Origin of the sequence: Faecalibacterium sp. DFI.5.82 (genome assembly GCF_029076575.1) — a bacterium.
Taxonomy (GTDB): Bacteria; Bacillota; Clostridia; order Oscillospirales; family Ruminococcaceae; genus Faecalibacterium; species Faecalibacterium duncaniae.
This window is the reverse complement of the sequence record NZ_JARFIS010000001.1, coordinates 266,938-293,085: the sequence shown is the minus strand read 5'-3', so window position 1 is coordinate 293,085 and position 26,148 is coordinate 266,938. Positions and strand designations below refer to the sequence as shown.

Below are 26,148 nucleotides of genomic sequence, written 5' to 3'. Positions count from 1 at the left end.
TACTCCCCGTCAAAATTCCCGTGGTTCCGTCACGAATCACATCTCCATCGGCTTATTCCCCACTTCGTCCAGATACGCATTCAAAAATTCCGCTGCAAGGCTGTTGGGACGGATGTTTTCTCTGGCTTCCTGCGGGGTGAACCACTTGCAGCGGTCCACTTCGTGGTTGATATGCAGCGCCTTTGCGGTTCTGACGAAAGCCGTAAAGTTGCACATCAGCGTGTTAGACGGCTCAAAAAACTTGGTACGGTTGAACCGGAGGTGCTCTACTTCCAACCCGGTTTCTTCCCGGACTTCCCGTACCACGGCGTGTTCTTCTGCCTCACCGCGGTTCACATATCCAGCCACCAGAATATAAGAGGGCTTGCCGTACTGCTGGATGAGCAGAATTTTCCCGGTTTCCTCATCCACAACAATCATGCTGACTGCCACATTGTACATCGGGAAACGGTATTGCTGGCATTTCGGGCAGTAAGGCACAATGCCCTCTTCTTCCAGTTCTTTTTCAATCAATGCCGTGCCGCATTCAAAGCAATGCTTCTGAATCATTTTTACACTCCAAACACTGTTTTTGTCAGCCGGATACCTGCTGCCGTCTTCATCGTATGTTCCATAAAGGTTCGGATTGCCTGCTGGTCGTACCCGCTTTCGGACGCATTGACGATATAATCTGCCTCAATCAGAATCTGATAGTCAATGCCGTCGATCTGCGCCGGACTATGGTGGTGCCCTACCAGATAGGCCACACGGTCGATCTGTTCTGCCGTCATGCCGGTATCCGCCAAGAACTCCCGCACCAGCGGGGCACCCTCCTGCTCCTGATATTTACCATTGGTGTTGCCGTACTTTTTGCGGCAGAGCGGGCAGGCGATATCGTGGGTGATGGCCGCCACCTCCAGAATAAACTGCGTGTCTGCGTCCAGCCCCTCCAGCTCACCAATGGTTTTGGCATAGGTCCACACGCAGCTCAGGTGCGTGATGTCATGGATATTCCCTTCGGAAAAGGCGATCATCTTTTCCATGATCTGTGCAATGGTCATCATTTGTTTCACTCCCCGTTTTTAATACTTAAATGTTCACCTTGATAAACGCGAAGTTGTCTGTCTGATTTCTTCGTCAATTTTTTTCATAGAATACTATATCCATTTTTTCGTTTATATGCTCAACCTTTCCAGTTTGAACATATCCCATTTTCTCATATAGATGTAGATTTCCCTTTTCTTGTAAAATTGTATCCAAACACCAATGGTCAGAACCATATATATTTTCAAGTTCAATCATTGCTTGTTGAGCATATCCTTTATTGCGAAATTCACCCATAATCCAAATTGGCGAAATTCTTTTTCTACTTCCATCGTTTTTATTAACTATTCGTACTGCACCAACAACTATATCATTCTCAACGATATAATAATAAGTTGTCCAAGGCTGTTCAAATTTAGCGATTATTTTTTCTAAGCTTTCAGTTGCCGGACTCATATCGAAATCTTGATATTTATCTAAAAGCTCTGTAAATGCCTCTACTTGCATTTTCCAGATGGTTTCTATATCTTCTCTCGTTGCTTTCTTTAATGTGATAGCCATTATCCTTCTCCTTCCTGTAATCGGTCGCACAAATTCCGATTTATCAAATAAGAATTTCTGTCAATTTTTCTCTTGACGCGACTCGCTTCTAAGAGTAGGAACGAACTGTTCTGTTGCCGGAGACGGACCATTCGGGTCGGTCTCCGGCAGTATTTTTGTTATCGCGTATTAAAAAACAGCCGGAACGACTTTCTGCTGCGCTACATCGATGATGCCGTATGTATTCAGTCTGAGTTTTGGAATGACCGGAAGGCTGACGAAGGCGAGGGTCATAAAGATGCCGATATCTTCCGCTACACCATGTGCCTTGAGGGCATCGTTCAGCGCCTGCATTTTCGCCGCAACGCTCTCTGCGCTTTCGGTGCTCATCAATCCGGCCACCGGAAGCGCAAGTTCTGCCACGACCTGTCCATCTGCCACAAACGCAAGTCCGCCTTTGTTTTTCCGCACGGTGTTGCCGGCCAGCATCATATCGGTATCGTTGTCCCCTGCCACAATCAGGTTATGGGAATCATGTGCGATGCTCGATGCAACGGCTCCGCATTTCAGGCTGAAGTTTCCTAAAAAGCCAATGCCCACATGGCCGGAGTGATGATGTCGCTCAAAAACGGCCAGTTTTACGATGTTGTGTTCCGGGTCCACACCGGGAGCTTTGCCCGGATGCCGTTGGAACGGGATGATTTTTTCCTCCGTAAGCAGCTCGCCCCGGTTCAGGCAGATGACACGCTCCTGCTCCCCGCTTTCCCGAAGTTCCAGGTCCTGCAGTGTGATCTCATCCAGATCAAAGGAATCCATAACGTGGGAAAATCTCACACGGTCGATGTCAAGCGGTGCGGGTTTCAGCGTTTTTCCGTGCTCGGCCACCAGCGTGCCATTCTTGTAAACCTGTTCGACCGTAAAGGATTCCAGATCAGGAACCACAACCAGATCTGCCCGGTACCCCGGTGCTACGGCACCGCGCTGCTTGAACCCAAAATACTGTGCCGGGACCAGCGTTGCCATTTTGACGGCCACCGCCGGGTCTGCCCCCAACCGGATTGCTTTGCGGATGTTGGAATCGATGTGTCCGCTGTCCAGCAGGTCACTGGGGTGCTTATCATCCGTCACCAGCATGCAGCGGCTGCAATAGGGCTCCCGGAACAGCGGCATCAGGGCCTCCATATTTTTTGCAGCCGTTCCTTCCCGGATCATGATGTATTGTCCGCGCCGGAGTTTTTCCATGGCTTCCTCAATGTTGGAGCACTCGTGATCAGACTGAACGCCTGCCGCAATATAAGCATTCAGGTCCTTATCGCTCAAGAGCGGTGCGTGTCCATCCACGATCTTTCCCGCTTCGGTGCAGTCGCGGATCTTCTGCAGGATCTTCGGGTCACAGCGCACCGTTCCGTAGGCATTCATCAGTTCCGCAAGCCCCAGCACGCGGGGATCGCCGTAGTAAGGCCGGAGCTGTTCTGCGTTCAGCACCGCACCGGATTCATCCAGATCCGTGGCCGGCACACAGGAGGGCAGCATGAAATAAACCGAAAGGGTCAGATTTTTTGTCGTTTCCAGCATAAAATCCAAGCCTTCCAGCCCCGCAACGTTCGAGATCTCGTGTGGGTCTGTGACCACCGCAGTGGTACCGTGGGGCAGCACTGCCTGCTCGAAAGCCGGACCACAGAGCATGGAGCTTTCGATGTGGATATGCCCATCGATCAGACCGGGACAGACATATTTGCCGTGCAGATCAACTTCTTTCCGGCCATGATACGCACCCACGCCCACGATCGAATTTCCGCTGATGGCAATGTCAGCGGTGTCGATCTCATCGGTAAATACATTGACGATTCTGGCATTTTTCAAAACCAGATCGGCCAAAGCATCTCCTCTGCCTGCCGAGATCCGGCGTTTCAGTTCATCGAACTGCATAGAAACATCTCCTCTCTCTGAAGTTCGATTTTCTCACCTGTGGATTGGTTCTGCCCTTATTCTACCACGCCTTGCCGCTGCGGAAAAGATGTCGGGAAACAAAAATGGCCCCGGAGGGCTTGTTACAGCTCTCCGGGGCCACCTTATGTGCGTGTGTGACTTGGCGCACACCGTCAGCACTCCACTGCCACCTTGATCACGCCGTCCCGTTTCTTTTCAAACAGCTCGTAGCCCTCTGCGATCCGGCACAGGGGGTAGGTGTGGGTGATGAGCGGTTCGGTATCGATCTTGCCTTCTGCGATGAGACGCAGCGTTTCTTCACAATCGCAGCCGTCCACGCCGCCGGTCTTAAAGGTGAGGTTTTTGCCGTACATTTCCGGCAGCGGCAGGGTCTGTGCCTTATCGTACAGTGCCACCACCGTCACAATGGCGTTGGGCCGTGCACACTCCCATGCCAGCCGGAAGGTGGAGTCTGCCCCTGCCACCTCCAGCACCACATCGGCCCCGCCGTGGTCGCTGTGGGCACGCACAAAGGCGGCGCAGTCCTCCGGCTGCACGGTGAGCACCTGCGGGTAGTGCCGACGGATGAACTGCAGGCGGCTTGCGTCCTTTTCACAGACGATGATGCGCTTGGGGCTGTGCAGCATGACGCACAGCAGCGTGCAGATGCCAGTCGGCCCTGCACCGAGGATCAGCACGGTATCCTCGGGGGTGATCTCCGAGATGCGTGCCGCCCAAAAGCCAGTGGCCAGCACATCGCCCACCAGCAGCGCCTGCCGATCGGTGACGCCGTCCGGGATCTTGTTCAGTCCCTGATCCGCAAAGGGCACCCGGACATACTCCGCCTGCCCGCCGTCGATGCGGCAGCCCAGTGCCCAGCCGCCGTTTTGATCGGTGCAGTTGTTCACGAAGCCTTTTTTGCAGAAGAAGCACTCTCCGCAGAAGGTCTCCACGTTCACCGTCACCCGGTCGCCGGGTTTCACATTGGTCACCGCACTGCCCACTTCTTCTACGATGCCCACCATCTCGTGCCCTACGGTGATGCCGGGCACCGCCCGGGGCACGCTGCCGTGCTTAATGTGCAGGTCGCTGGAGCAGATGCTGGCAAGGGTCACCTTTACAATGGCATCCCGCTCGTGCTGCAGCACCGGCTTTGGTTTTTCCATCAGGGCAAACATCGGTGTACAAGGGGTACAAACAAGATAAAATAGAAATGAGGGGCGATAGAGCGGAAATGTCAGATTTTCCACTCTATCTGAACACGGTCGCTGGCGGCCTTGATCGTAGAGATCAAACCATCGGCGGCTTTTCTTTTGTCGTCAAAATCTATGCTCTCCCAGTTGTCGAGATAATAGGACAACTTCTTTATCTGCTGGGGCGATATGGTTTCAACGCTCAATTCAGCGATTGCCTTTGAAATGGTCTGGCGTCGGGTGTCCAGTTCTTCAATTTTTTTGTTAGCGTAGGCAAGCAAGGTCGCATTGGCTCCGGTTAGCATATCCAGCAGCTTTTCAATTTCTGCCTCCACCTGTGCCCGCTCCACTTGATAGGCGGTCAGTTTCGGATTGACTTTTTCCTCTCTGCCGTGGAGGATCTGAAAGTCTTTGAACTTTTCCTGCATGGCCGAGAAAATGAATTGCTCAAATTCTTCTTTGCGGATTTTCCCGCAGCCCGGACAGCCTTTGTTTTCCGTCCGTTTGGTACAGCGGAAATATCCGGTGCTGTTTGGTACATGGGTGGCTTTCAGAGCATACCCACAATGCCCGCATTTGATTTTTCCGGCCAGCCAAGTGTTCTTCGGTTTCCGTCCCTGCTGGAAGGTGGTATTTGCCATAAGTTTTTTCCGGCATTTCAGCCATGTGTCAGAGGAAATGAGTGCTTCATGGGGAGCGATAACAAGTATCTGGTCTTTTAAGCACCTGTCCTTGTCCTCTTTCACATCCCGCCCCTGATAGAGATAGCAGCCGTTTGTTCCGGCAAAGTCAGAAGCGTCATTGACAATCGCTGCACCCTGACTCTTGAAAAATTCGTACAGCTCCAAATCGGCCTGTGCGTAAACGGGGTTTCTTAAAAGCTGGGAAAGAAATGTACGGAACATGGATTTTCCATAAATTTTTATGTCATGTTCCTCGAAGTATCGGGTAATATCTCCGAAGGAGGTTTCCGGTTCAGCGTACATTTCAAACATCAGCCGAACATGGTCGGCGGCTACGGGGTCGGCAACCATTTTCTTTGTGCGGATACCCTCTACCACAGTAGGCTCTAACTGATAACCGTATGGCGCCTGCCCGCTCATGTGGAAGCCTTTCAGGCACCGTGAATAGTAGGCGTCTGTGACACGCTTCTGAATTGTCTCACGTTCAAGCTGGGCGAATACAATGCAGATATTCAGCATGGCCCGGCCCATCGGGGTCGAAGTATCAAACTTTTCCGTGGAGGATACAAACTCCACATCGTACTCTTGAAACAGCTCCATCATCGTTGCAAAGTCCAGAATAGAGCGGCTTATACGGTCCAGTTTATACACGATGACCCGCCTGACCTTTCCCTTGCGGATCTCGCCCAACAGCTTTTGAAACTCCGGCCTATCCGTATTTTTACCGGAATAGCCTTTGTCCTTGAATACCCGGCAGTTCCCACCTTTCAATTCATACTTGCAAAATTCAATCTGACTTTCAATGCTGATACTGTCCTTGCGGTCTACTGACTGTCTTGCGTAAATACAATCTTCTCTGATAAATTCCATATTGGGCTCCTTTCCTTGTTGGAATGGAGATACCAACCTTACAACTATATTATACCATCAGCAGCCCCGGACAACAATGTTGCGAATGATTAGGGAAATCTGTCCCCATATTTGCTGAACACCTCATAAAGACAACGCTCAATTTCTTTTTTGCGCTGTGCTTTCTCCTTCGGGGGAAGTACCGGCGTGAGGCTTTCCAGCACAATGATCTTCCCTTGAAATGCGACAGCCTTTGTTTCTCGTTCATAAGTGACAGCTTGCGTCATTGAAAACCTCCTTTGCGAAAGTGCGTGTATATGCCAGCCTTTCCCACTTGTCCCGTGGGGAAATGTCAAAAGACGGCACCCCGCAGGTGCCGCCCTTTGAGCTTTCTCCACTTCGGGTCGATGTGGCCCGAGGTCAGTAAGGACTGGAATGGTACTTTTCTTTGGCGTCCTCCACGCTGTTGAGGTCAAATACTTCATAAAGCTGCCCCACAACACGCCGTATATCCTTCTTTGAAAATTCGCAGTTCTCCATTGCCATAATGACATAACCACGGCAGGCGTCATTGCTCCATTCGTCCGGTTCCAAGCCGGGGATCATTCCAAACGCATTTCCCATAAAGTGCTCCTCTTTTGAAAAGATGGGGAGCCACGCCGGATCGGTTGGCCTATCATCAGACAGCATTGCCGGGGGCTCCCCATAGGTTTTCACTTCATTTCAGACACATCGGACGGACATAGGCTTCATGCCCCATAGTATTTCAACTCTCCCCATTCTGATGGCAAGGCGTTCTCATTGCCTGCGACGGCTCACGGCTTGCAAGGCCGCTTCAACGCTCGGACTGTGACTAAACGCAAGTATCCGGGTTCTGCGCCTGTTCCGGTGGAGCCAGCCTTGCCCCACCTATGGCATGGACCTGTTCGCTCGCTCAGTTTTACAAAGACTGTATTCTCTGAAATCCGAGGTCATGGCGGGTCTGTCACACAGCGCGTTCCCCTTCGTATCCGGGTGTCTTTTTATTCAATTTTCAATCTGCATGAGGCTTGTCTGAACCTCGGGCCATTGTGAGCCGAAGTGTTTTACCTCTCATAAGCCATTTCATTTTCCGGCCTAAATCGGTACGCCTTACAAAGAATTTTTCAAAATTTTTTCTAAGCGACGCAGACCTCGCTCGATTGCGACACGAACTACTTTTTCATGGACGCCCTCTGCCCGGGCAATGTCCTGTTTGGTCATGCCGAGAATGAAATGGGCGTAAATCCGTTTTGCCTGTTTGTCTGGCAGACTGGTAATCGCTGCGTGAAGTTCCTGCATGGTCACTTTCCGCTCATACAGTTCATGGGGAGATAAAGCGACAAAGACAGCCTCATGCTCCAGCCCGTCATCCCGATCAAGGGAATAGTAGGCTTTGTGGCGGTATGTACGCAGCCGATAAGCAGCCTCTTTACGATCAAACTCTTTGAACATTTCTGCAACTTCTTCCGATACTTCCATGAAGCAATCCGATGTATAGAATGGGTAATAGTCCCGCAAATTGATAATAGTCATATTGACCTCCGTTTCGGTTGTTGGTTGACGAGTGACCGAAACGAAGGCGGCGGGGATCGGCACCGGGGAATGACTTCGGGCCAACATGACCCGAAGCAGCCCCATAAGAACACAAAAGCGCCCGGGCGGCATGAAGCCACACGGACGCATGAAATGACATGATAGTTAAGGTTCCAACAAATTTCGCATACATAGCCGGAATAACCCGGAGGGGGAGCTACGCTTTTTTTAGCTGGTGCAGATCATGGGTACTGTGAAAAAAGACAAAAATAGACACGGCGGCAATCCTCCTATATGCCGCCGTGGATTTACACGGTGTTAGGTCGTCGTTGGTTTAGGATAGACGAAAAGAAACGGCGGCTCTGAAAATCAAAGCCGCCGCTTCATAGGCGCGTGAAAATGTGTCTGCTTTACGACGGCTTTTTTTCTTTTGCCGTCGTCCGGCAGATCATTAGATATATTGCATTTATTTAGTCTTGCGGTTCAATCCTTTCAAAATTAACAATGACAAAATCACACAAACCATCAGAATTACAACGCCGATTAAAACCTGAAACATATTTGCATTATAATAACCAGAGATATTGAAAACGGCTGTCATGGGATATACCGTCTTTAACTGCTGGGACATACTCGCAAATAATCCAGCAAACGAATAAATTTCTGCAAATACCAGAGCCAGCCAATACCCCTTTTTCATCCGCGCTACCAGAGCGATAATAGGCGAAATTGCAAAGAATACGCCTACCCCATCCAGAAAATATATTTTCAGATTTTCTAACACAAGGCCAACGGAAAGTGCTTCTAAATGCAAAACTGCCTCGACAAGAAAGGTAATTGCAAAAAGTAAAAGGTAAATCAGAACGCTGAACACAAAGGCAAGTATCATTTTGGCAAGTGTCAGTTTCACTTCATCTACGGGAATGAGCCGCAGAGATTTTAAGGTATCCTCCTGTTCCTCCCGGCAAATCATATAACTTCCCAATAGGGCAATTACAGCAGGCAGAACATAAAAGGTAGCAAGGGATTGGGCCGCTGTCATAAACCATCCAGCCCCGTCAATATATCGGCGGTCATAGAATGTAAACTGTCCCTGTGCAAAGACGATCAACCCTACCATGACTGTTGCAAACCCAGCAATCCAGAGTATTTTGGAACGGTGGAGTTTCTGACTCTCCGCCCAAAGCAAATCTTTCATCATTTTTTGCACCTCACTTTCTCCGAACCAATGCCACATTCGCCAATACAGCCGAAGCAGCAGCCCATACACCAATACACAGAAATGCGGCTGGAATATTTAATGGCTGATCGAATACAACACCCGGAATATCATACATAACAATAGCGGTCATACTGGACAGCGGATGTAGGTACATATTCACCATCAAGAGGATAAAGCCGAGGAATGTATAAATCAGCGTCAGGCAAACAGGGAGAATATAGCCCTTTTGCGCTGCGGCAACCGCCAGTACTGGTAACACCGCAAAGGCGGTCAACAGAGAAATTTCCATACACTTCCGCAAAAGATAAAGGACACTTTCACTGTCAAAGGGAATATAACCGGATAGTATGCCGGTCAGAATGGACGCCGTTGCGGTAACTAGCATAAAGCAAATGGAATACACCAGCACCACAGCAAACTTGCTGAAAAAGTATGCCATTTTATTGACCGGTACAATCCAAAGCTGTTTGAGCATATCATACTGGTTTTCGTTATACATCAGCATGGTACACAACATCCCCAGCACTACCGGTAGGATGATCCACGGGGTATAGCTGAACGCTGTCCATTTGTAAAACATAATGGGGTCCACACCGGTTCCTTTGACACTTGAAAAGTAAAATACGGCAGCCAGTGGCATAAAGAGCGCCGCCAGCAGCATGAGCCAGATAAACTTTCTCCGGCGCAGTTTTAGAAATTCAACTTGTATCAGTTTAAGCAATTCCCTCTCCCCCTGTGATCTGTTTGAAATAATCCTCAAGGGTATCATTGCAGATTTGGGAGCTGATAACAGCTACATCCTGCACCACAAGGGCCTTGTTGATTGCCGCCATATCCAGTGCGGTGTCATAAAGCCGCAGGTTGTGTTCGTCCTGCACCGCATAATCGGTCACATGGAATTGCCTTTCCAAAATTAAAGAGGCTTTTGGAATATCCGACACTTGAAGCTGGATGTATTTCCGATTTTTCTTTTCTAATTCTTCCATGCTGCTTTCTTCCAGCAGAACCCCGTGGTCGATAATGCCTATGTCATCTGCCAACAGTGAAATTTCGGAAAGTATATGGCTGGAAATTAGGATGGTTTTGCCACGCTCCACACTTAAATTCTTAATAAAGTTCCTCACTTCGGCTATACCGATAGGGTCAAGTCCATTGGTCGGCTCGTCCAAAATCAAAAGCTCCGGGTCATGCAGAATAGCGTTGGCAATACCGAGGCGCTGCTTCATGCCGAGGGAATACTTACTGAACAGCTTTTTGTCCTTGTAGGGCAATCCCACAACTTCCAGCGCGTTCTTGACGGCATTGGGCTGAGGTGTCCCTCGTAACTTCGCAAAAATTTCAAGGTTTTCTGTGCCGGTCAGATTCGGATAAAAACCGGGAGTTTCGATGATGGCTCCAATACGGGGATAAATGCGTTTCTCATGGCCTTTGATGTTCTGTCCGAACACATCTACTTCGCCGGAAGTGATTGGTGTAAGGCCCAAAATCATTTTCATAATTGTGGTTTTACCGGCTCCGTTGCGTCCTAAAAGTCCATAAATCCGGCCCGGTTTTACATGAAGATTCACAGAATTAACGGCAGTTTGTTCCCCGTAAATCTTTGTCAGCTTTTTGGTTTCAATCACAAGATCACTCATAAAAATGCCTCGCTTTCTCATTTTGTTTCGTTCTTCCAGATAACATAGTTGTAAAGGCTGCCATCCGGGAAATAGTTGATGAATACTTTGAAATTGCCTTTGTCACAAGGAATGACAAATTCAACACGGATTTGGTCAGAGTGTTCCGGCACATAGCAGGACACATCCGGGGAAGTGTTCTCCGGCAGCCCGCCCAGCTTATCGACTTCTTCTTCCCATGTTTCCTGTATCGTCTCCGCAGAAATATTGTCCTGTACGCCCTGCGGCAACGCATTGAAGAAAGTTTCAAAATCTCCATCCATCATTTGGTTAAAGTATTCGGTTGCTTCTTCCGTAATGGCCTGTTGGTCGGGAGCCTCGCCGGAAGATGGAGCGGCCTGCTGGCAGGCACAAAGAGAAAAAACAAGCAGAATACCGAGTAATAAACAACTCAATCGTTTCATAGGTCTTTCCTTTCAGTAAGATTGCTTTTTTAGAGCCACTACGGATGCGGCGGCAAATGTAGCACCGATCAAGAGCAGCGAACCGACACAAACAAGCGGCGAAGTATTGAATAAAACGCCTTGCATCAGGCTTTCTACCATAGCTGCGGCCGCTTCGGAAATATGGGGATAAATCCCCATCACGCTTGCCAGCGGGTGTATTCCCGTAAGATAAGCCGGGGCAATGACTACGGGAATCAGATAAAGCAGCGTTGCGCCAATGGGCAGGATATATCCCTTTGACAGCGTGGAAAGAAACACAATCGGAAGCATGGCTATGGGAATCAGAATACCACCTGCCAGATACAAAAGACCAGCGTCCATCAGTGTTTGGGCGTTCAGATCGGGAAAGCCTCCGGCAATCAGCCCACCGACAACACACAAAAGAAAAGTAATCAGGCACAGTCCTACGGACATCAGAATAACCACAGCGACTTTTGAAAAATATAGCTGTGCTTTTGTAATAGGGATGATAAGCAGTTCTTTCATCGTGTCATTTTTGTGTTCATCGAAAAACAGTGTCGTTGCAAACATTCCCAGCACAATCGGCAGAAACAGGCTGGACAGATTCTTAAAGGCCAGTGTGTAAAGGTCGCCAAAACTATCCATAAAGGGACTGCTCCTTGAAATGCTGCAAGCCCTTTCAATCGCAAACGCTCCAAGCAGAAGTGTTAGAGCCAAAATGCACCAGACAATTTTATTCCGTTTCCATTTCTGGATTTCAGTTGTAATAATCGTCATACGGTTTCCTCCTTTCATGGTTCCAATTATAAAACGCAAACCTTGCCATAACCTTGCCGAGATAAAATTTTTTCAAAAAAAGCTCCGTGGGATCACAGAGCTTTCGGAAGTATGATGATAAAGGTTGTTCCGTTTCCGGGAACACTAGCGGCTGTAATCGTTCCTTTATGAATACTGACTAACTCTTTGGCAATCGAAAGGCCCAGCCCGTTCCCTTTGGCAGAACGGGAGTGATCGCATTGATACATCCGTTCAAAGATATGCGGGAGATCAGAGGCGGCAATCCCGTTGCCGTTATCAGCAACAACGATTTTTGCCTGCTGCTCAGTTTCAGTCACGGTCAGGAAAACTTTGCTTGCATCACTGTGCGTCAGAATATTTTGCAGTAAATTATTGAGAATACGAGTGTAGGCGGTAGAGTCAACCCGTGTCATGTATTCTGTTTCGGGTATCTCAATTTCATAGCTAAGATCGTGGTTTTCCAGCAGCGGCACCCAATCAGCCATGATGTCACGGGAAAGCTCATTCAGGTCGCAGACCTCAAAATGAAAAATCTGTTCCCCGGCATCCAGCTTCACCCATTCAAACAGGGCGGTCACAAAATCTTTCAGGTGGTGGGCTTTTTCCATAGCCACCCGAATGTATTCTTCCTTCTCAGCTCCTGTTACCATCTTGCTTTCCACAGCCTCCAAATATCCAACCAGAGAAGCAAGAGGGGTTTTTACATCATGGGAAAGGCTTGTCATAAGCCGTTTATAAGCCTGTTCGGATTGCTTTTGCTGTATAAGCCGAGATTGGCTGCTCATGGCAATCTCGTTAATATCATAACAGATTTGTTTTGTCAGGTCGCTTTCCCGCACCAATACACGGCGGTTCAAATTCCCGGCTTTTATATCGTTTAGGGCATCCCTAATAAGAAAAAGCTGACCACGGACGCGGTGAAGTTTTCCCAAAAGATAGCTGATTACCAGCAAAGCAATCAATAAGGACAACAATAGATAAAGGTTAATTTCCATGCTCATGCCTCCTTGTTAAAGCGATACCCTACACCGCGGACAGTCTGAATATAAAAAGGTTGTTCTGGATTTGGCTCGATTTTTTTTCGCAGTTTACTGATAAATGCCATGAGGTTATTGTCGTCAAAATCATATTCTTCTGTCCACGCCTGCGTATAAAGTTGTTTTTTAGTAAAGACCCGACCCTTGTTGGACGCCAAAAATAGAAGCAAATCAAACTCTTTGCCGGTCAAGTCTACCGGGAGATTTTGAACCGTTACGGTTCGGTTGATTTTATCAATTACCATATCTTTCAGAAGCATGGTGGCGGCTTCGTTTCCGGTCACAGGGTTTAAGGTGGTATAGCGCCGGATTAGAGAATTGACACGAGCCATTAGTTCGTTAATTCCAAACGGCTTTGTCAGATAATCGTCCGCTCCCAGCCGCAGACCAGAAACCTTATCTTCTTCGTCGCTTTTGGCGGTCAGCATCAGCACCGGCACATTGTTTTTCTCTCGGATTTTCTGCAATACTTGAAACCCGTTCATATCTGGCATCATCACATCCAGAATAATTAGTGAACAGGTATCCTTGTTTTTTTCCAGTAGCCTCAGACCCTCTAAGCCGCCATGTGCTACTACCGCAGATAAATTTTCTTGTTCCACACATTTTTTCATCAAGGCACAAAGTTTCTTGTCATCGTCTATAATCAAAACACTATTCATGTTTCAGCAACCTCCCTTGTTTTGTCCGGCCATCAATCGGCTTTTCCGCAGCTTTAGGGATCAGCCAAACACCAGCCATTTTCACAGCACCGGGGATACGTCCACCAGCACAATAATAATTTGCCCTACGAGGTGTCACGCCCCACTTTTCGGCGGCCCCTTTCAATGTCATATAGTCCATTTCGCGCCTCCACAGAATACATTATAGTTCTTTACCTCGAATAGTACAAGTTGGAGGCTGCACATTGATGAAATGAAATACTACTTTATGTAAAATTTCATTACATTCTCATAATCCAACCCGAAATGTAGAATGATATAGGGTGATATGAAAATGAACCAAGATGAAAGAAGGTTTGACTTCCACGGCCTCGGGGCGGCTCTCAAACGAGCCAGAGAAGAAAAGGGATGGACACAAGCCTATGTTGCGGAATTAGTAGACCGTGACTCCCGTACCATTATGAATATTGAGAACAAAGGTCAGTATCCCAGCTTCGACCTTTTTGTTAAACTCATTACTATGTTTGACGTTTCAGTTGACCAGTTTATTCATGCGGACGGAGGGGCAAGGTCAAGCTCTTGCAGAAAGCACATTGATGTTCTTCTAAACTCCATGAATGAAAAAGAGCTTGTCGTGATAGAAGCCACAGCCGAAGGCATTAAGAAAGCCAGAGAAACGGAGGTTCCAGAATAAGGGCCTCTGTTTTTTTGCGCCATTTTAGGGGCTGCCGCTAAGTGGCAAGCAATGCCTCTGTGGCCACAAGTGGCACAAAGGCGGCTTGTTGGGGCTCGCCCCAAACCCGTATCTTCGGGCCAACATGGCCCGAAGTGTCAGCGTCGCTTTGCTCCTTATTTTCATAACCTTAACGCTCCTTTTCCTGTTTTCTTCCCGGCTCGGTGTAGCCCATCAGAGTGTCAATGTTCGCCTTGATCGTGACGATCTCCTGCATATCCCGTCGTGCCTTCTGGTATTCTCCATAGAGCTGTTTTTTCTTTGCTGTGAGCTTGCGGCCTTCCTCCTTCAGCACATCCATTTTAGGGAGCTTCGCCCCGCCCAGCAGAGAGCGCATTTCCGCTTGTGCAGCCCGGTACAGTTCAAGGTCGGCCTCATGCTCCGCAAGGAATTTCCGGCTGTACTTCGTCGCCTTATACTGCTCAAAGACTGGGCGGGTTTTGGCATACTGAACCGTTGCGGCCTTTAGCCCGGCATTGGTTTTCATGGCCTGCTCCGTCTGCTTGACCTGTTCGGAAATAACATGGAAACGGTCTGCCGCCTCGGTGGCTTTCTTCGCCAACTGCTCATAATCGGTCAGGTTATTGTCCTGTATATAGGCAAGAGCGGCGGCCATCTGCTTAATGTTAAATACCTTCGCCCAGCGTTCATATCCAGGCCCCTTACCGGCAGCCAGCTTTGCTTGAATATCCACCGCCAGACTGATTTTCCGTTCCGAGCGCCCGGGGCGTTTTTCTTTGCCCTCAATGGCAGACAGAACATCTTGCAAGTCGTAGCCGTCTCCCAGCGTGGAAGCCCGCAGACGGGTGAAGCGTTCCTGTCCCTGCCCGGTCAGCCGGAAGCTGATACCGCCGCCCCGAACCGTCTTGACCTCATACCCGGCCCGCTTCATCAAATTGAGAAATTCGTCCAAATCAGCGGGGCGTTCCGCCAGCGCAGTATCAATAGCAAGGCGCAGTCGGTCCTGATAGGAAAGCGGCCCTTTCCGGTCTTTCTGCCACTCCCCATAGTTCCGATACTTGCTCTTGCTCCGGGGCTTCGGGTTCTCCACGATGGACAGCCCGTTTTCAAGGCACAGCCTGTCAGAGAGCCGCCGAAGGGCGAAGCTGGAGCCCCAAAAATTTCGGAATTTCCGGGTGCAGTCAAGGGTGGTGGAGTTGTAATAAATGTGACAATGGATGTGCTGCTTATCGGTGTGCGTGGTAACGATAAAAGCGTGCCGCCCCTTTGTCCAGCGCATAGCCAGCTCATAGCCGATACGGTTCGCCTCCTTCGGGGTGATCTCGCCCGGATAGAAGGATTGTCGTATCTGATAGCACAGCACATTATTTTCTTTCTTCTGTTCCCGGCCCGTCATAGCGGCATAGCTGGCCTTTGCCAAAAGGAACTCGTCCGCCACGGTGGCCGGATCACATTCATAAGCGGAGATATACTTTCCGCTTTCTGTTTTCTCCGGGTCCTTGCCATAGTCCAGACAATCCCGGATAGCCTCAGCAATCGTTTCGCCTTCGCCCGCATGGCGCTGTAACAAAGTTGTGGTAGCCAAAAATCATTCCTCCTTTCCATGAGAAAGGGGCGGCCCATTCAGACCGCCCCGACTTCGGGCCAGTATGGCCCGAGGCTGCTTAACTTGCCAGAAACCGGTACAGAGCGGATTTGCCTCCGTCCAGCACCCAAAGAAGGGAGCCCGCCGCCGCTTGCAGTCCATACGGCGAAAGAAGGAAGGCAAGAAACAGAAATACAATCCCACCTATGGGCGTCGGCGTGAAAAAGAGAGCGACACCCAGCACCGCCAGGATCACAGAGGCAATCGTCAGCAGGACGGCACAAATATCAAACAGGAACACCAGCAGAGCCGCCAGAAGGGACAACGCCAAAGCAAAGGGAGCAACCAATATTTTCAGCAGTATCTTCATCTTCAAAACCTCCTTTATCTATCCTTCCTACCTCTATTTTATCATGCCTGCCCGGGGACATAAATGTTGCGAAAGATTAGTGAATCCTGTCCCAAACCTTCGGGTCATACTGGCCCGAAGTGGTAAAAAAAGAGCAGGGCGGCAAGCCCCGCAACGGAAGCCTGCCGCCCTCGTCTTACTTTGCCACCAGCTCGGAGAGCTCCCGCAACACCTTTGACACCTCGCCCCACAGCTTTTCATAGTCCCGCTTCAATCCGTCGATTTCCTCCGGGTACACGCCATAGGTATGTGCGTGTATGGCAACCTGATTGAGATTGTTAGAACAGCGCCGTTGCAGAGAGATCAGCTCTTTTACGGGCGCAAGGTCGATGTGCAGGATATACCCATTCAGAGCCATTTTCCGTACATAAGCCCCGGCGTTGGAAATGCCCGCCTCAGCCATCCGTTCATGGATGGCTGCCAGCTCGTCCGGCGTTACCATGACGTGCAGATGGACATTCCGCTTGCGGTTCTCCATCAGCGTTCCAGCTCCCGGCCTTTCCGGCGCTCTTTTGGTTCCTTTACCTTATCAAGCGGTTTTGCGTCCAGCTCCGGGGGCGTGGGTGGGATGGGCGTGTTGTTGGGTACGCCGTCGATCATGTTGCAGTTCTGCTCCGTGGAGAGCTCGGCGGTTTTCAGATAGTTGTCTTTTTCGTGCATGGCGTTCCTCCTTTATCGTTCCTCATGGTTTTTATGGCTCCGCTTCTGGCCGGGCTCCTTCGGGGGTTCCTGCCCTCTGGTTCCTTCTTTGAGCCGGGCGGTAATGGATGGGCGCACCCGGTCAGGATTGCCCGGTGCTGGTTTCAGTTCATAATCCTCCATCTGCTTTTCGGTCAGCGGCTTTGCGTAGGTCAGTTCGCCCCATGCCATCAGACTGCCGTCTGCCACAGGACGCCGCCTGTCATCGTCGTAGTTGACGATGGAAAGAGGCTGGTTATCCGGCAGCTTCGGGTAAGTTCCTATGTCCACGGGCCGCTGGGTGGAATAATAGCGGTAAACGCCCTCCGGTCCCAGCTCGGTATGCTTGACCGCCGCATGGTAAAACTGCTGATAGTCGTCCATCCGACGGTCAAAGTCCCTCTGCGCCCATGCCTGACTGGTTCCATAGCGACCCCAGTAGTAATCCCGATGGCCGTTTTCCCCCTCGGTAAACTGCCAGGTCACAAAGGGGCTCGGCGCTCCCGGATTATGCCCCAGCGCAAAGCCGTGTCCGGTTTCAAAGGTGGCAGCTTTCAAAATCACATATCCTTGTACTGTCTCCAAGAGATACCTCCTTTCTGTGCCTCGGGCTAACATGACCCGAAGTGCTGGATGTTACGAAATAAGAGGGCAGACCGGGGAGAAATGTAATAAGATATTCCCACCCCGGAAACACCCTCAAAAAAGCCCGGAATATCAAGCCTTTGGAGGCGGCAAATCGTAACAGCCGCCCGGCCTTTTCTCCCGCATTTTCCTCATGCGTTCCCGGCTTTTTCGGCGGTTCCCTTCGGCCTTGCAGGCGTCGGAACAGTAGGCTTGACGCCCCTCGGGCAAAAACGCCTTTCCGCAGACCGCACAGGCTCGCAGCTCCGGGGAGATGCCTTCCGTTGTCAACGACGCTTGAAGCTCCGGGTTAAGAGGCAGGACAGCCACACGAAAATAACGGCAGTACGCCCCTGTCCAGCACTTGTGCAGCATATAGCAGGCACAGTCAAGAGGAAGGCACAGGCCGCTTTCCCGGTCATAGTTGGCGCACATCCCCGTGACAAGAGAACGGATTTTCTTCTTCTCGTCACGGGTCAGCTCCCGGGCGTCCATTTAAGACTTCGGGCCACGATGGCCCGAAGGGCGGGACTCCACGATCAGCGCCCGGAACTTCTTCCGGCACTGTTTTTTCTTTCCTTTGCACTCCTTGTGATAACGGCATCCCTTACAAGGGTCGTCATTGTTCCAGCCGGGGTGCGGTACTTCCTTCATCATTCGTTCAAAAGGGCTGCTTGTAAAATTCATTCTCATTCCTCCGTATCTTCCTCCCATGGCGGGGTATCTTCGTCATCGGGTTCCTCTGAGATCTCCTCCAGCTCCCCGTCCTCATATTCGCAGTAATCATCTTCCAAATCCGGGGCTTCATGCTTCGGCTTGTAAATCTTGAAATAGTAACCAATCCCACCGCCGGCCAGCACCACCGCACCGATCAGGAGCAGAGAGAGAAGGGGGCTGTCCTTTTTCTCCGGCTCGGATTCCGGTACTTCCTCCACCGGTTCGGTGGGCTTTGGCTCTGGCTCCGGGGTCACTTCTTTGGGCGGTTCCTTACCCTGTTCGGCAAGAGGCAGAAGGTCGTCTGTGGTAACGGTATTGAGGAAATAGACGTTCTCGCTGGTTTTCTGTTTGTCGATCACCAGATAAAACACGCTCTCGTCTGCTGTGGTAATGGTGTAAAACTCTTTACCGTCCTCGTCGGTGGCGTTGTCCACCACGGTTCCCGTCCCGTCCGGGGTAAAGGGGTTCTGTGTTTCCGGCTCCGCTTCGGTTTCCGCCGGGGCGGGAGCTGTCTCCGGCTGTGGCTCGCTGCTCTGGGCGTAGGCCGGGACCGTAAAGATCAGGCAACACAAAAGGCTGGCAGCCATCGCCGCCAGCCTGCGGTATTTAGTTTTCTTCATGGGCTGTGTCCTCCTTTTCGGGTGCCTCCGGCTTCGGGTCAGTATGGCCCGAAGCGGTAAGGCTGTTTTTGGGGTCATTCAGAAATGCCATCAGCTGGGCGGGCGTCAGTTTAAGGGAGCGCACCGCCTGCACGATCTGGCTGTTTTCTTCCTCCTGTTTCTGCTTTTCCAGCTCCCGGATTTTGGCCTGCCACTCGGCAGCCTTCTCCCGGGCTTTTTCCAGTTCCTTATCGAGCTTGTCGATCTTGTTCATGCAAGGACTCCTTTCCTCTGGCTCACAAACGCCCGAAGGCATAGAAATGTGTCTGCCAGTAGCTTGAATTGATGTTTGCGTATTGGATGGGCGAACCACAATGGAGCATCATCCCGTCGCCCACATAAATCCCCACATGGGACACAGGGCCGGGGCTGTCATAGGTTCCCGTGAAAAAGATAATGTCGCCGGGCTTTGCCTCGGAGGGGGAAATGATAGCGCACTGGTTATAAATGCCCTGCGCCGTGGTACGGGGCAGGTTGTGGACGCCGCTGGCCGTGTACACCCAGCAGACAAAGCCCGAACAGTCAAAGGAGGTGGACGGGCTGGAGCCGCCCCACACATAGGGCCAGCCGATGTACTTTGTGGCTTCTTCCATGAGCGCCGCAAAAGCCGGGTCATCCAGCGCCTCGCCGGGTATCTCATAGCTGGGGCCGGTATCTTCGCCGCCGTTGTAAATCCCTTCCCACAGATAGGGTTTGTTGCCTTTGAGCTGCTGCATAACGGTGTAGATTTCCCGCTGCTGTTCGTTAAGCCTCGGCAGGATCACGGCGGGCAGCGTCTTGTTTGTGAGGGTCACATTGAGAATGTAATACTCATAGGGGACTTCCTCGGTGGTGGTTTCCCCGGTCTCCGGGTCGGTGCTGGTTTCGGTGCGGTAGCGTATCTCGACTTCCTCCGTCAAGGTCAGCTCATACTGTGCCTCGAAAATCTCCCGCAGTTCGTCCTGCACCTGTTCCCGGAAATAGACATGGTACTTTGCAGAGAAATAGGATGCCAGCTCATAGGGGTTATGGCCGATCTCGTCCACGGAATAGCGGTACTCGTCATAGCCGGGATGGGTGCTTTCAATGTTCGCCACCGTCTGCGCCAGCTCGTTTTCCAACGCTGTATAGTCCTCGTCCACCCCCAGCAGGTCCGTATCCTCCGAGGCGTAGGAGGTGCCGGATAACGCATTGGCAAGGCCGCTGCCAAGCGTGGGAAAGATAGAGCTTACCGCCGACACAAGAAAACAGAGCAGCAACAGCAGGAGCAGGACCAGCACCGCCACGGGATGTCGGGTCACAAACTGCGCCGCCCGACGGGTCGCAGTTTCCGAAGCGGCAGCGGTTTTCTTTGCGGCCTTTGCACCCTGTTTTGCAGCCGCCTTTGCCTCTTTGGAATACCGGCGTTTCAGTTTCCATTTCTGCTGCACACGGGAAAGCGGATTGCTGGCAAGTTCCGGGTGCTCGGAGGCCATCTTCTGAAAATCCACATTGGCCCGGACTTTTATGTCCTTCCGTTCCCACTTTGCCACCTTCCGGGCCGGGTGTTCCTGCCAGCGGCGTTTGGCATAGCGGGTCAGTTTCCGGGTTCCGGCCTCTGCGGCCAGCTCGGATTTATGGGCTCCTTCCACACCCACATTTTCATGCTCGACCTCGTGTATCTTGTTGTGGACATAGAACCATGCTTCTGTACGGGCTCCCCGGACTGCCTTTTTTGCAAGCCCCGGCGGCTTCTTCGCTGCCCGTTTTGCCTCGGTCTTGTCCAGTTTCTCCCGGGCCTTTCCCAGCTTTTCCCCGGCGTGTTCCGCTTTTGCCTGTGCTTTCTGGTACTTGTCCTTTTTGCTCCCGGCCTTCTCGGCGGAGCCCTCCGGCTCCTGTGCCTTGCCGGTATCCTGCGGCCCGTCCGCTTCATCTTCCTGCCTCATGCGGTCAGAGGGACGGCTTTTCCGTCTGTCCTCTTGAAACTTGCCGCTTTTGGACTTCGGGCCATCGTGGCCCGAAGGGCTGTCCTGCCTGGTATCCTCGTCCTCAAACCGCAGGCGTCGGGATGGTGCGTGGGAAGGCCCTTCCCGTTCCGCCGGTCCGGGGCGATTGCCCCCGGTATCCTCCGTCGGCCCCGGCCTTTGAAAATTCCGTTTATCCGGTTTCTTTCCGATGATGTATCCCTCCTTTCCAAACCTCGGGCCATCATGGCCCGAAGTGCGTTATGCCCGGTTCATTTCCTGTTTTTTGTCCTCCGGGCGGGTGGTCATAATGGCGTACAGCTCGGTATTCTGCGGGAAGCGGTCAACAAACGGGATGGTGGTATTCCCGAAGAACAGCAGCCCTTCGCCGGAATTGGTATGGGTCACATAGGAAAGCTGGTGGGGGCTGATCCCAAGCTGTTTAGCTAAAATCTGCCGGTCCCCCTGTGCCTGCGAGAGCAGCACAAGGAAGTCCGAGTTTTCAAAGATGTTCTCAATCTCTGGGCTTGCCAGAAAATCCTTTACGTTCTGCGTTAAAGCACTCGGAACGCACCCTTTTTTTCGCAGCATTTTCCAGATCGCCACACAATAGCTTGCCGTCAGCCGGTCGCGGAGCAGCACATGGAACTCGTCGAAGTAGCACCATGTAGCGATACCACGCAGGAAATTCATGGACACCTGCGAGTTTACCAAGTCCTGCATAATGAGCATGGCAATCGTCCGAAGCCCGGCCCCCAGCTTTTTTAAGTCAAGGCATACCAAACGGCGGTTCAAGTCCACATTGGTTTCATGGTTGAACACGTTAAGAGAACCCGACACATAAATTTCAAGGGCAGTTGCCAGCCGTACCGCCTCGCCCTCCGGCTGGGAACAGAGCAGGTCATACAGGGTTTGGAGGGTCGGCATTTTGCTTGTTTCCGGGTCCTGCAAGTGTTCCCGGTACATCTGGCGTACACAGCGGTCAATGACGGTACGCTCCACCGGCTGCAAGCCGTCCTTGCCGCCAACGATCAGCTCCATCAGCGACAGAATAAAGTCGGCTTTCAGCGCCATCGGGTTTTCCTCGTCGAAGCTCAAATCAATGTCCATCGGGTTGATGTGGTGGGGGCTGTCCGGGGCGATCTCGATGACCTGTCCGCCCAGCCGCTTGATAAGGGGCGAATATTCGCCCATCGGATCAACCACAATGATCCGGTCACGGGTGGCAAGGAACACGTTCACAAGCTCCCGCTTTGCGGCAAAGGATTTGCCGGAGCCCGGCACGCCGAGGAACAGGCCGTTGGGATTTTTGAGCTTCTTCCGGTTTGCCATGATGACGTTATGGGAAAGTGCGTTGAGCCCGTAATAGACGGCTTCGCCATCCATGCGGAGCTCCTGCGTCATAAAGGGAACGAAAATGGCCGTGGAGCTTGTCGTCATGCCGCGCTTGATCTCAATGCCGTTATGGCCCAGCGGAAGGCTGGAAAGAAAACCATCCTCCTGCTGGAAGTCCAGCCGCTTCAAGGTGCAGTTGTATTTCTGGACGATACCGGACACCGTGAACAGGTCATTGTCCAGCTCCCGGCGGGTCGGGGCCATGTTTACCACAAGGAAGGTCAGCAGGAACATTCTTTCATTCCGGCTCTGTAAATCTTCCAGAAGGGTCTTTGCGTCGTTGCTGTATGTTACGAGGTCGGGCGGAAGTATGTCCATGTCGTACCCTGACCGGGCTGCCTTCTTTTGTTCCTCCACCTTCATCTTGTCAATGTCGGAGACTTTGGCCTTGATGGATTTTACGGCGGCGGCCTGATCGACGGTCTGGATATGGAGGGTAATGGTCATTTCCGCATCCATTTCCAAAAGCTCCGCCAGCAGCTTGTCCGAGAGCTCCGAGGCCAAAATCTGCAAGTAAGAGGCAGCGCCCCAGGTCGTCCCCACCCGGAACAGTCGGCTGAAACGGAAATCGAAGCTGTCCGGGGCGATAAAGTCTTTGGTGGAAAGCCCGGTTTTGGGGATCATATCCCATGAAAACCGGAAGGGGGAGCCGCTGCCGGGGTGGAGTTGCCCGTGAAGAAGCTCCAGCCGTTCCAGCCCCGAAAGGGAACGGCACTTGACGCCCAGCTTTTTGAAGTTCCCGCAAATGTCCGCCTCTACACGTTCCAGCCTTGCCCTGGCGGTGGGAAGGTCGTCCACGTTCACGCCGAAGGTCAGGAGCTTTGTGCGGACAATGCCGTTGTTGCTTTTGGCGATCTGGTTTTCCAGCATTTCCACATACTCACACCGGACGCTGTTGTAATCATCGTCCTGCATGGGGATGTTCACGCTGTACCGGCTGCCCGGGCGGCTCCGGTGGTTGAGGAAGGAAAGCTGGAACGGAAGGCTGCTGTCAAAGTAGTTAAGGCAGGCGCTCCACCCGTCAAAGATGGCCGCCTGATCTTCGGACTGTGCGAGCTGGTAGTTGATGTCCTCGTATTCAATGGTTTTGGTGTAATAGCGGTCCGCTACCCGGCACACTCCGTCCCGGTACATTTCCCGGTAAGGGAGGGTCTGCTGGGCGGTGGTGGGAATGTTCTTTCCTTTCGTGAACAGGCCGGTAAGGCCCTGCTTTTCAGGCTTTCTGCCTGCGGGCTTTCCGGCCCTTCTGCTGTTTCGCAATCGGCTGCGCCTCCTTTCTTGCGCTAAGCAGCGCATAGAAGTTTTCGGTTTTGTAAGGCCGCACCCGGGGATAGAGGAACCGGGTGCGGATGATGTTTTTCAGCACTTTTTCCAGCGGCAGGCCGTCCCGCTCATACATAGCCAGAAAGAAGAACGGGAGCATGAGGCCGATCATCAGGAACATGGCGGCACTGTTCCCGATACTGCCACGGGAAAACAGGTAAGCCGGGAGGCCCACCGCCGCCGCGCTGGAAAAACAAACAAGCTGGCGCTTCGTTAGGTTGAAGGCCAGCTTTGTCTTGATTTTGGAAAGGTCTTTTGGTACTGGCACATAGGCCATTTTGGTACACCTCCTTTATTGCTTCGGGCCAGCATGGCCCGAGGTTATCTTGCGGCCTCTTTGGCCGGGGCTGTGCTGCGGGCAGCTTCGGCGGCCTCTCGTCCGCTCTGCCTTGCCCGCCAGTATTCGGGGTGATACTGCCGGATGGACTGATTGAGTTTTTCTTCAAACTGTCCTTTGTCCTTAATGCGGTCAGGGATTTTCCACAGCTTTTTGTCCAGCAGCTCCCGGAGCACTACGCTTTCCTGTGCGTCCTCCTCATAGCAGATATAGCCCTTGTCCTTGAAGCCGCATTTTTTGGCCGCTGGGGAGAGAACGGCGGCTACCTCGTTTGCCACCATCGTTCCGCCGTGGCTGGCGGTAGATACCAGAAACACCCCCGGACAGAGAACTTCACAGCTCTGCACCTCGCCCCACGGGGAGCTTTTCGGCGCATGGAACATTCCGCCCGTCCGGTTCCGGTCCGCCTGCATGAGAGCCGCCTTTTCCAAGATGGCCTTCAGCTCCGGGGAAAAGTAGGCGTATTCCCGCAGGACACGGGCGGCGTCCCCGCCGCAGGCGTTCATCAACAGGGTATAGGCATCGCTGTCCGCTTTGGTACAGCGGCCCAGCAGTTTTCCGTCGTAATAGCAGGCTGCGTCATAGCCCGTCCGTTTGCGTGGCATGGTTTCCGCCTCCTTTCTGCTTCGGGCCAGCATGGCCCGAGGTCAACGCTCTGCGCTGCGGCTGGGCTTTTCCTTCGGAGGCCGTTCTGCCTTTGCCTGTTCGGCAGCCGCTTTTCCGGCTTTGAGCTGGTCGCTGATGGACGCACGCCCCACAGAGCCGCGCTCCGCCATCTGTTCCAGCTTTGCCTCATAGGCTTGCAGAACAGCGGTGTTGAGCTGTTCCCGGAACTCCTTTGTGACAGGGTAGGCCATATCCCGGTAGCCGCCTTTGCCGTCCGGCTGGCTGGGCATCCCAAGAAAGAGGCCCTTGCTGCCCTGTACGATTTTCAGATTTTCCACCACAAAGCAGTCATTGAATTTCACGCTGGCAAAGCCCATCAGATTTTTCACAGGTTCGATGACCCGCACGCTTACATCCAGCTTCAACGGTGCGGCCGGGGTGGTGTTTGCAACCTTTTCCTGCATGGTTTCCTCCTTTCCGGCGGGAACAAGGTTCCCGTCCTTGTAGTCATAGCCTTCCGCCCGGAGTGCCGCCAGCGTGTCCGCCGATACGCACCCGGACAGTTTCAGATCGGTTTCCACCATAAAGCGCATGGTGTCTGCTTTAGAAAATTCTTCGGGGAGCTTTCCATAGAAAGCCGGGTGCGGCTGTCCGTCCGCACCCTGTTTGTAACGCCGAGGCATACCGCCTCCTTTCCGCTTCGGGTCAGCATGGCCCGAAGTCTCTTAATGGCAGCCGAAGATGGATTTTGCAAGACTGCCTGTTTTGAATAAGGTAAAACACAGCAGCACCGTATATCCCACGCAGCCCCAGATCGCCCCGATGGGGTCGCCGTCGGTGGCGATACTCTGGATCAGCACCGCATAGATGGCGACACAGACTAAGATCAATAGACCTTGAAAGCCCACCGCAAAGAGGGAGCGGAAATAGTTCTGCCCCATGTGTCCGGTTTCCCTGTTGGGGACTGTGGCAAACGGGATAGGCGCTAAACTTGTGAGTAAATAAATTTCAATCATACGGCCATATACGATGACGAAAATCACGATGTTTAAGGCAATCATGGTAAGCTGGATCAGGAAGGACTGGAGCCAGAGTCCGAACAGAGGGCCTAACTCCATCGCCTCAAGCTCTGTCCGCAGACTGTCCAGCACATCCGGCGTGATCTCTGTCCCGTTCTGGATAATGCCCGCTGACTGCTGTATCACATGCTGGCTCACATCAAAGACCGCCAGCACGATATTGAAGGTATTCGTCAGGATCATCACAGCCACAAAGGTTTTGAACACCCACTTAAAAAACATCCATGTGTCAACTTCATGGAGGTTGTTGCGTTCTATGAGCATCTGTATCAGTTCATAGGTCATAACAAAAGTGAGGATGACCCCGGCGATTGGCAGAATGGCAGTTTCGGAGATCTGTCGTATCATGGAAAAGACCCCGGCGTTCCAGTCCGCCGGGGTCGTGCCTACCTGTGTGGCGATCTCGCCAACGCTCTGATTGACGTTATCGAAAAGGCCATCCAGATTTCCCATGATACCATCGACGAGCAGACCTTTCAGCCATTCAACGATTGCGTCGATGATAAAGTCCATACATCAGCTCCTTTTCTGGAAAAGGGACAACGGG

33 protein-coding genes are annotated in these 26,148 nt (G+C 51.9%); 1 reads left to right on the top strand and 32 read right to left on the bottom strand.

Going from position 1 to position 26,148, the window contains the following annotated elements; translation table 11 throughout:
* Positions 1-36 precede the first annotated feature (36 nt).
* From P0G09_RS01580 to P0G09_RS01500, 17 genes are all read right to left on the bottom strand, one after another.
* The gene (locus P0G09_RS01580; RefSeq protein WP_005922551.1) at positions 37-549 is read right to left on the bottom strand and encodes an NUDIX domain-containing protein; all 513 of its coding nucleotides are present in this window, start codon (positions 547-549) and stop codon (positions 37-39) included.
* Between the two features lie 2 nt (positions 550-551).
* Positions 552-1,043, bottom strand: a complete 492-nt coding sequence (locus P0G09_RS01575) for an HD domain-containing protein (RefSeq protein WP_005922554.1) — start codon at positions 1,041-1,043, stop codon at positions 552-554.
* A gap of 73 nt (positions 1,044-1,116) precedes the next feature.
* The gene (locus P0G09_RS01570; protein ID WP_187115648.1) at positions 1,117-1,584 is read right to left on the bottom strand and encodes a GNAT family N-acetyltransferase; all 468 of its coding nucleotides are present in this window, start codon (positions 1,582-1,584) and stop codon (positions 1,117-1,119) included.
* 168 nt (positions 1,585-1,752) lie between these two features.
* Positions 1,753-3,492 (bottom strand): adenine deaminase, encoded by a 1,740-nt coding sequence (gene ade / locus P0G09_RS01565; protein WP_275251732.1) that lies wholly within the window; start codon positions 3,490-3,492, stop codon positions 1,753-1,755.
* A 173-nt stretch (positions 3,493-3,665) separates the two neighbouring features.
* Positions 3,666-4,658, bottom strand: a complete 993-nt coding sequence (locus P0G09_RS01560) for an alcohol dehydrogenase (RefSeq protein WP_275251731.1) — start codon at positions 4,656-4,658, stop codon at positions 3,666-3,668.
* A 71-nt stretch (positions 4,659-4,729) separates the two neighbouring features.
* Positions 4,730-6,238 (bottom strand): recombinase family protein, encoded by a 1,509-nt coding sequence (locus P0G09_RS01555; RefSeq protein ID WP_256175306.1) that lies wholly within the window; start codon positions 6,236-6,238, stop codon positions 4,730-4,732.
* Positions 6,239-6,327: 89 nt separating this feature from the next.
* Positions 6,328-6,504: a hypothetical protein gene (locus P0G09_RS01550; RefSeq protein WP_005945143.1), complete on the bottom strand. Its 177-nt coding sequence runs from the start codon at positions 6,502-6,504 to the stop codon at positions 6,328-6,330.
* 133 nt (positions 6,505-6,637) lie between these two features.
* Positions 6,638-6,841: a hypothetical protein gene (locus P0G09_RS01545; RefSeq protein WP_256175308.1), complete on the bottom strand. Its 204-nt coding sequence runs from the start codon at positions 6,839-6,841 to the stop codon at positions 6,638-6,640.
* 507 nt (positions 6,842-7,348) lie between these two features.
* Positions 7,349-7,771, bottom strand: a complete 423-nt coding sequence (locus tag P0G09_RS01540) for a sigma factor-like helix-turn-helix DNA-binding protein (protein WP_179148988.1) — start codon at positions 7,769-7,771, stop codon at positions 7,349-7,351.
* A gap of 466 nt (positions 7,772-8,237) precedes the next feature.
* On the bottom strand, positions 8,238-8,969 hold the full coding sequence (locus P0G09_RS01535) for an ABC transporter permease (protein WP_179148991.1): 732 nt from the start codon (positions 8,967-8,969) through the stop codon (positions 8,238-8,240).
* 13 nt (positions 8,970-8,982) lie between these two features.
* Complete coding sequence (locus P0G09_RS01530) at positions 8,983-9,714, bottom strand: ABC transporter permease (RefSeq protein WP_005945158.1); 732 nt, start codon at positions 9,712-9,714, stop codon at positions 8,983-8,985.
* Complete coding sequence (locus tag P0G09_RS01525; protein WP_118526926.1) at positions 9,707-10,630, bottom strand: ABC transporter ATP-binding protein; 924 nt, start codon at positions 10,628-10,630, stop codon at positions 9,707-9,709. The genes P0G09_RS01530 and P0G09_RS01525 overlap by 8 nt, the downstream gene beginning before the upstream one ends.
* A 17-nt stretch (positions 10,631-10,647) precedes the next feature.
* Positions 10,648-11,073 (bottom strand): DUF3887 domain-containing protein, encoded by a 426-nt coding sequence (locus P0G09_RS01520; RefSeq protein WP_085808135.1) that lies wholly within the window; start codon positions 11,071-11,073, stop codon positions 10,648-10,650.
* 12 nt (positions 11,074-11,085) lie between these two features.
* On the bottom strand, positions 11,086-11,853 hold the full coding sequence (locus P0G09_RS01515; RefSeq protein WP_005945168.1) for an ABC transporter permease: 768 nt from the start codon (positions 11,851-11,853) through the stop codon (positions 11,086-11,088).
* A gap of 92 nt (positions 11,854-11,945) precedes the next feature.
* A complete protein-coding gene (locus tag P0G09_RS01510; RefSeq protein ID WP_044945291.1) occupies positions 11,946-12,869 on the bottom strand; it encodes a HAMP domain-containing sensor histidine kinase in 924 nt (307 codons plus the stop codon).
* A 2-nt stretch (positions 12,870-12,871) separates the two neighbouring features.
* Positions 12,872-13,573 carry a response regulator transcription factor gene (locus P0G09_RS01505; RefSeq protein WP_256175310.1) on the bottom strand — a complete coding sequence of 234 codons (702 nt, stop codon included), beginning with the start codon at positions 13,571-13,573 and terminating at the stop codon, positions 12,872-12,874.
* Positions 13,566-13,754 carry a hypothetical protein gene (locus tag P0G09_RS01500; RefSeq protein ID WP_005945178.1) on the bottom strand — a complete coding sequence of 63 codons (189 nt, stop codon included), beginning with the start codon at positions 13,752-13,754 and terminating at the stop codon, positions 13,566-13,568. The genes P0G09_RS01505 and P0G09_RS01500 overlap by 8 nt, the downstream gene beginning before the upstream one ends.
* 147 nt (positions 13,755-13,901) lie before the next feature.
* On the opposite strand from P0G09_RS01500, the gene P0G09_RS01495 reads away from it, so the two are divergent.
* Entirely contained in the window at positions 13,902-14,267 is a 366-nt protein-coding gene (locus tag P0G09_RS01495) for a helix-turn-helix transcriptional regulator (protein ID WP_012741669.1), read from the top strand.
* Between the two features lie 169 nt (positions 14,268-14,436).
* Here the strand turns inward: P0G09_RS01495 and P0G09_RS01490 are convergent, their stop codons facing one another.
* The 15 genes from P0G09_RS01490 to P0G09_RS01420 form a co-directional block, all read right to left on the bottom strand.
* Positions 14,437-15,852 carry a relaxase/mobilization nuclease domain-containing protein gene (locus P0G09_RS01490; protein ID WP_055081014.1) on the bottom strand — a complete coding sequence of 472 codons (1,416 nt, stop codon included), beginning with the start codon at positions 15,850-15,852 and terminating at the stop codon, positions 14,437-14,439.
* A 79-nt stretch (positions 15,853-15,931) separates the two neighbouring features.
* Positions 15,932-16,222 carry a CD1845 family protein gene (locus tag P0G09_RS01485; protein ID WP_041253892.1) on the bottom strand — a complete coding sequence of 97 codons (291 nt, stop codon included), beginning with the start codon at positions 16,220-16,222 and terminating at the stop codon, positions 15,932-15,934.
* A gap of 175 nt (positions 16,223-16,397) precedes the next feature.
* The gene (mobC, locus tag P0G09_RS01480; protein ID WP_012741672.1) at positions 16,398-16,739 is read right to left on the bottom strand and encodes a plasmid mobilization relaxosome protein MobC; all 342 of its coding nucleotides are present in this window, start codon (positions 16,737-16,739) and stop codon (positions 16,398-16,400) included.
* Positions 16,739-16,921, bottom strand: coding sequence for a DUF4316 domain-containing protein (locus P0G09_RS01475; RefSeq protein WP_003500078.1), 183 nt, complete (start codon positions 16,919-16,921; stop codon positions 16,739-16,741). Before P0G09_RS01475 ends, mobC begins: the two co-directional genes overlap by 1 nt.
* Before the next feature lie 12 nt (positions 16,922-16,933).
* On the bottom strand, positions 16,934-17,524 hold the full coding sequence (locus tag P0G09_RS01470) for a hypothetical protein (protein WP_242860777.1): 591 nt from the start codon (positions 17,522-17,524) through the stop codon (positions 16,934-16,936).
* Positions 17,525-17,656: 132 nt separating this feature from the next.
* Entirely contained in the window at positions 17,657-18,058 is a 402-nt protein-coding gene (locus P0G09_RS01465; protein ID WP_055246814.1) for a cysteine-rich VLP protein, read from the bottom strand.
* Positions 18,059-18,256, bottom strand: a complete 198-nt coding sequence (locus P0G09_RS01460; protein ID WP_041253895.1) for a hypothetical protein — start codon at positions 18,254-18,256, stop codon at positions 18,059-18,061.
* Positions 18,253-18,900 carry a DUF4366 domain-containing protein gene (locus P0G09_RS01455; protein ID WP_012741676.1) on the bottom strand — a complete coding sequence of 216 codons (648 nt, stop codon included), beginning with the start codon at positions 18,898-18,900 and terminating at the stop codon, positions 18,253-18,255. The genes P0G09_RS01460 and P0G09_RS01455 overlap by 4 nt, the downstream gene beginning before the upstream one ends.
* Complete coding sequence (locus P0G09_RS01450) at positions 18,887-19,153, bottom strand: DUF4315 family protein (protein WP_005927622.1); 267 nt, start codon at positions 19,151-19,153, stop codon at positions 18,887-18,889. The genes P0G09_RS01455 and P0G09_RS01450 overlap by 14 nt, the downstream gene beginning before the upstream one ends.
* A 22-nt stretch (positions 19,154-19,175) precedes the next feature.
* Positions 19,176-20,843 (bottom strand): NlpC/P60 family protein, encoded by a 1,668-nt coding sequence (locus tag P0G09_RS01445; RefSeq protein WP_256175312.1) that lies wholly within the window; start codon positions 20,841-20,843, stop codon positions 19,176-19,178.
* Between the two features lie 279 nt (positions 20,844-21,122).
* The gene (locus P0G09_RS01440) at positions 21,123-23,390 is read right to left on the bottom strand and encodes a DUF87 domain-containing protein (protein ID WP_005927628.1); all 2,268 of its coding nucleotides are present in this window, start codon (positions 23,388-23,390) and stop codon (positions 21,123-21,125) included.
* 79 nt (positions 23,391-23,469) lie between these two features.
* A complete protein-coding gene (locus tag P0G09_RS01435; RefSeq protein WP_003500106.1) occupies positions 23,470-23,856 on the bottom strand; it encodes a PrgI family protein in 387 nt (128 codons plus the stop codon).
* A 44-nt stretch (positions 23,857-23,900) separates the two neighbouring features.
* Positions 23,901-24,554 carry a hypothetical protein gene (locus tag P0G09_RS01430; protein WP_055246811.1) on the bottom strand — a complete coding sequence of 218 codons (654 nt, stop codon included), beginning with the start codon at positions 24,552-24,554 and terminating at the stop codon, positions 23,901-23,903.
* Positions 24,555-24,563: 9 nt separating this feature from the next.
* Positions 24,564-25,205, bottom strand: a complete 642-nt coding sequence (locus P0G09_RS01425) for a septation protein SpoVG family protein (RefSeq protein ID WP_015567066.1) — start codon at positions 25,203-25,205, stop codon at positions 24,564-24,566.
* Positions 25,206-25,247: 42 nt separating this feature from the next.
* A complete protein-coding gene (locus P0G09_RS01420) occupies positions 25,248-26,114 on the bottom strand; it encodes a CD0415/CD1112 family protein (RefSeq protein ID WP_005927637.1) in 867 nt (288 codons plus the stop codon).
* Between the last annotated feature and the right edge of the window lie 34 nt (positions 26,115-26,148).

What these genes read in the sequence shown, in the direction of transcription:
- P0G09_RS01440 (WP_005927628.1), bottom strand. Translation starts at nt 23,390, where the DNA reads ATGTACCGGGACGGAGTGTGCCGGGTAGCGGACCGCTATTACACCAAA.
- P0G09_RS01520 (WP_085808135.1), bottom strand. Translation starts at nt 11,073, where the DNA reads ATGAAACGATTGAGTTGTTTATTACTCGGTATTCTGCTTGTTTTTTCT.
- P0G09_RS01455 (WP_012741676.1), bottom strand. Translation starts at nt 18,900, where the DNA reads ATGAAGAAAACTAAATACCGCAGGCTGGCGGCGATGGCTGCCAGCCTT.
- P0G09_RS01580 (WP_005922551.1), bottom strand. Translation starts at nt 549, where the DNA reads ATGATTCAGAAGCATTGCTTTGAATGCGGCACGGCATTGATTGAAAAA.
- P0G09_RS01430 (WP_055246811.1), bottom strand. Translation starts at nt 24,554, where the DNA reads ATGCTGGCCCGAAGCAGAAAGGAGGCGGAAACCATGCCACGCAAACGG.
- P0G09_RS01495 (WP_012741669.1), top strand. Translation starts at nt 13,902, where the DNA reads ATGAAAATGAACCAAGATGAAAGAAGGTTTGACTTCCACGGCCTCGGG.
- P0G09_RS01445 (WP_256175312.1), bottom strand. Translation starts at nt 20,843, where the DNA reads ATGAGGCAGGAAGATGAAGCGGACGGGCCGCAGGATACCGGCAAGGCA.
- P0G09_RS01460 (WP_041253895.1), bottom strand. Translation starts at nt 18,256, where the DNA reads ATGAGAATGAATTTTACAAGCAGCCCTTTTGAACGAATGATGAAGGAA.
- P0G09_RS01560 (WP_275251731.1), bottom strand. Translation starts at nt 4,658, where the DNA reads ATGGAAAAACCAAAGCCGGTGCTGCAGCACGAGCGGGATGCCATTGTA.
- P0G09_RS01555 (WP_256175306.1), bottom strand. Translation starts at nt 6,238, where the DNA reads ATGGAATTTATCAGAGAAGATTGTATTTACGCAAGACAGTCAGTAGAC.
- P0G09_RS01545 (WP_256175308.1), bottom strand. Translation starts at nt 6,841, where the DNA reads ATGGGAAATGCGTTTGGAATGATCCCCGGCTTGGAACCGGACGAATGG.
- P0G09_RS01515 (WP_005945168.1), bottom strand. Translation starts at nt 11,853, where the DNA reads ATGACGATTATTACAACTGAAATCCAGAAATGGAAACGGAATAAAATT.
- mobC (WP_012741672.1), bottom strand. Translation starts at nt 16,739, where the DNA reads ATGGAGAACCGCAAGCGGAATGTCCATCTGCACGTCATGGTAACGCCG.
- P0G09_RS01550 (WP_005945143.1), bottom strand. Translation starts at nt 6,504, where the DNA reads ATGACGCAAGCTGTCACTTATGAACGAGAAACAAAGGCTGTCGCATTT.
- P0G09_RS01475 (WP_003500078.1), bottom strand. Translation starts at nt 16,921, where the DNA reads ATGCACGAAAAAGACAACTATCTGAAAACCGCCGAGCTCTCCACGGAG.
- P0G09_RS01535 (WP_179148991.1), bottom strand. Translation starts at nt 8,969, where the DNA reads ATGAAAGATTTGCTTTGGGCGGAGAGTCAGAAACTCCACCGTTCCAAA.
- P0G09_RS01570 (WP_187115648.1), bottom strand. Translation starts at nt 1,584, where the DNA reads ATGGCTATCACATTAAAGAAAGCAACGAGAGAAGATATAGAAACCATC.
- P0G09_RS01425 (WP_015567066.1), bottom strand. Translation starts at nt 25,205, where the DNA reads ATGCCTCGGCGTTACAAACAGGGTGCGGACGGACAGCCGCACCCGGCT.
- P0G09_RS01540 (WP_179148988.1), bottom strand. Translation starts at nt 7,771, where the DNA reads ATGACTATTATCAATTTGCGGGACTATTACCCATTCTATACATCGGAT.
- P0G09_RS01435 (WP_003500106.1), bottom strand. Translation starts at nt 23,856, where the DNA reads ATGGCCTATGTGCCAGTACCAAAAGACCTTTCCAAAATCAAGACAAAG.
- P0G09_RS01510 (WP_044945291.1), bottom strand. Translation starts at nt 12,869, where the DNA reads ATGGAAATTAACCTTTATCTATTGTTGTCCTTATTGATTGCTTTGCTG.
- P0G09_RS01575 (WP_005922554.1), bottom strand. Translation starts at nt 1,043, where the DNA reads ATGATGACCATTGCACAGATCATGGAAAAGATGATCGCCTTTTCCGAA.
- P0G09_RS01465 (WP_055246814.1), bottom strand. Translation starts at nt 18,058, where the DNA reads ATGGACGCCCGGGAGCTGACCCGTGACGAGAAGAAGAAAATCCGTTCT.
- P0G09_RS01525 (WP_118526926.1), bottom strand. Translation starts at nt 10,630, where the DNA reads ATGAGTGATCTTGTGATTGAAACCAAAAAGCTGACAAAGATTTACGGG.
- P0G09_RS01505 (WP_256175310.1), bottom strand. Translation starts at nt 13,573, where the DNA reads ATGAATAGTGTTTTGATTATAGACGATGACAAGAAACTTTGTGCCTTG.
- P0G09_RS01485 (WP_041253892.1), bottom strand. Translation starts at nt 16,222, where the DNA reads ATGAAGATACTGCTGAAAATATTGGTTGCTCCCTTTGCTTTGGCGTTG.
- P0G09_RS01420 (WP_005927637.1), bottom strand. Translation starts at nt 26,114, where the DNA reads ATGGACTTTATCATCGACGCAATCGTTGAATGGCTGAAAGGTCTGCTC.
- ade (WP_275251732.1), bottom strand. Translation starts at nt 3,492, where the DNA reads ATGCAGTTCGATGAACTGAAACGCCGGATCTCGGCAGGCAGAGGAGAT.
- P0G09_RS01450 (WP_005927622.1), bottom strand. Translation starts at nt 19,153, where the DNA reads ATGAACAAGATCGACAAGCTCGATAAGGAACTGGAAAAAGCCCGGGAG.
- P0G09_RS01500 (WP_005945178.1), bottom strand. Translation starts at nt 13,754, where the DNA reads ATGGACTATATGACATTGAAAGGGGCCGCCGAAAAGTGGGGCGTGACA.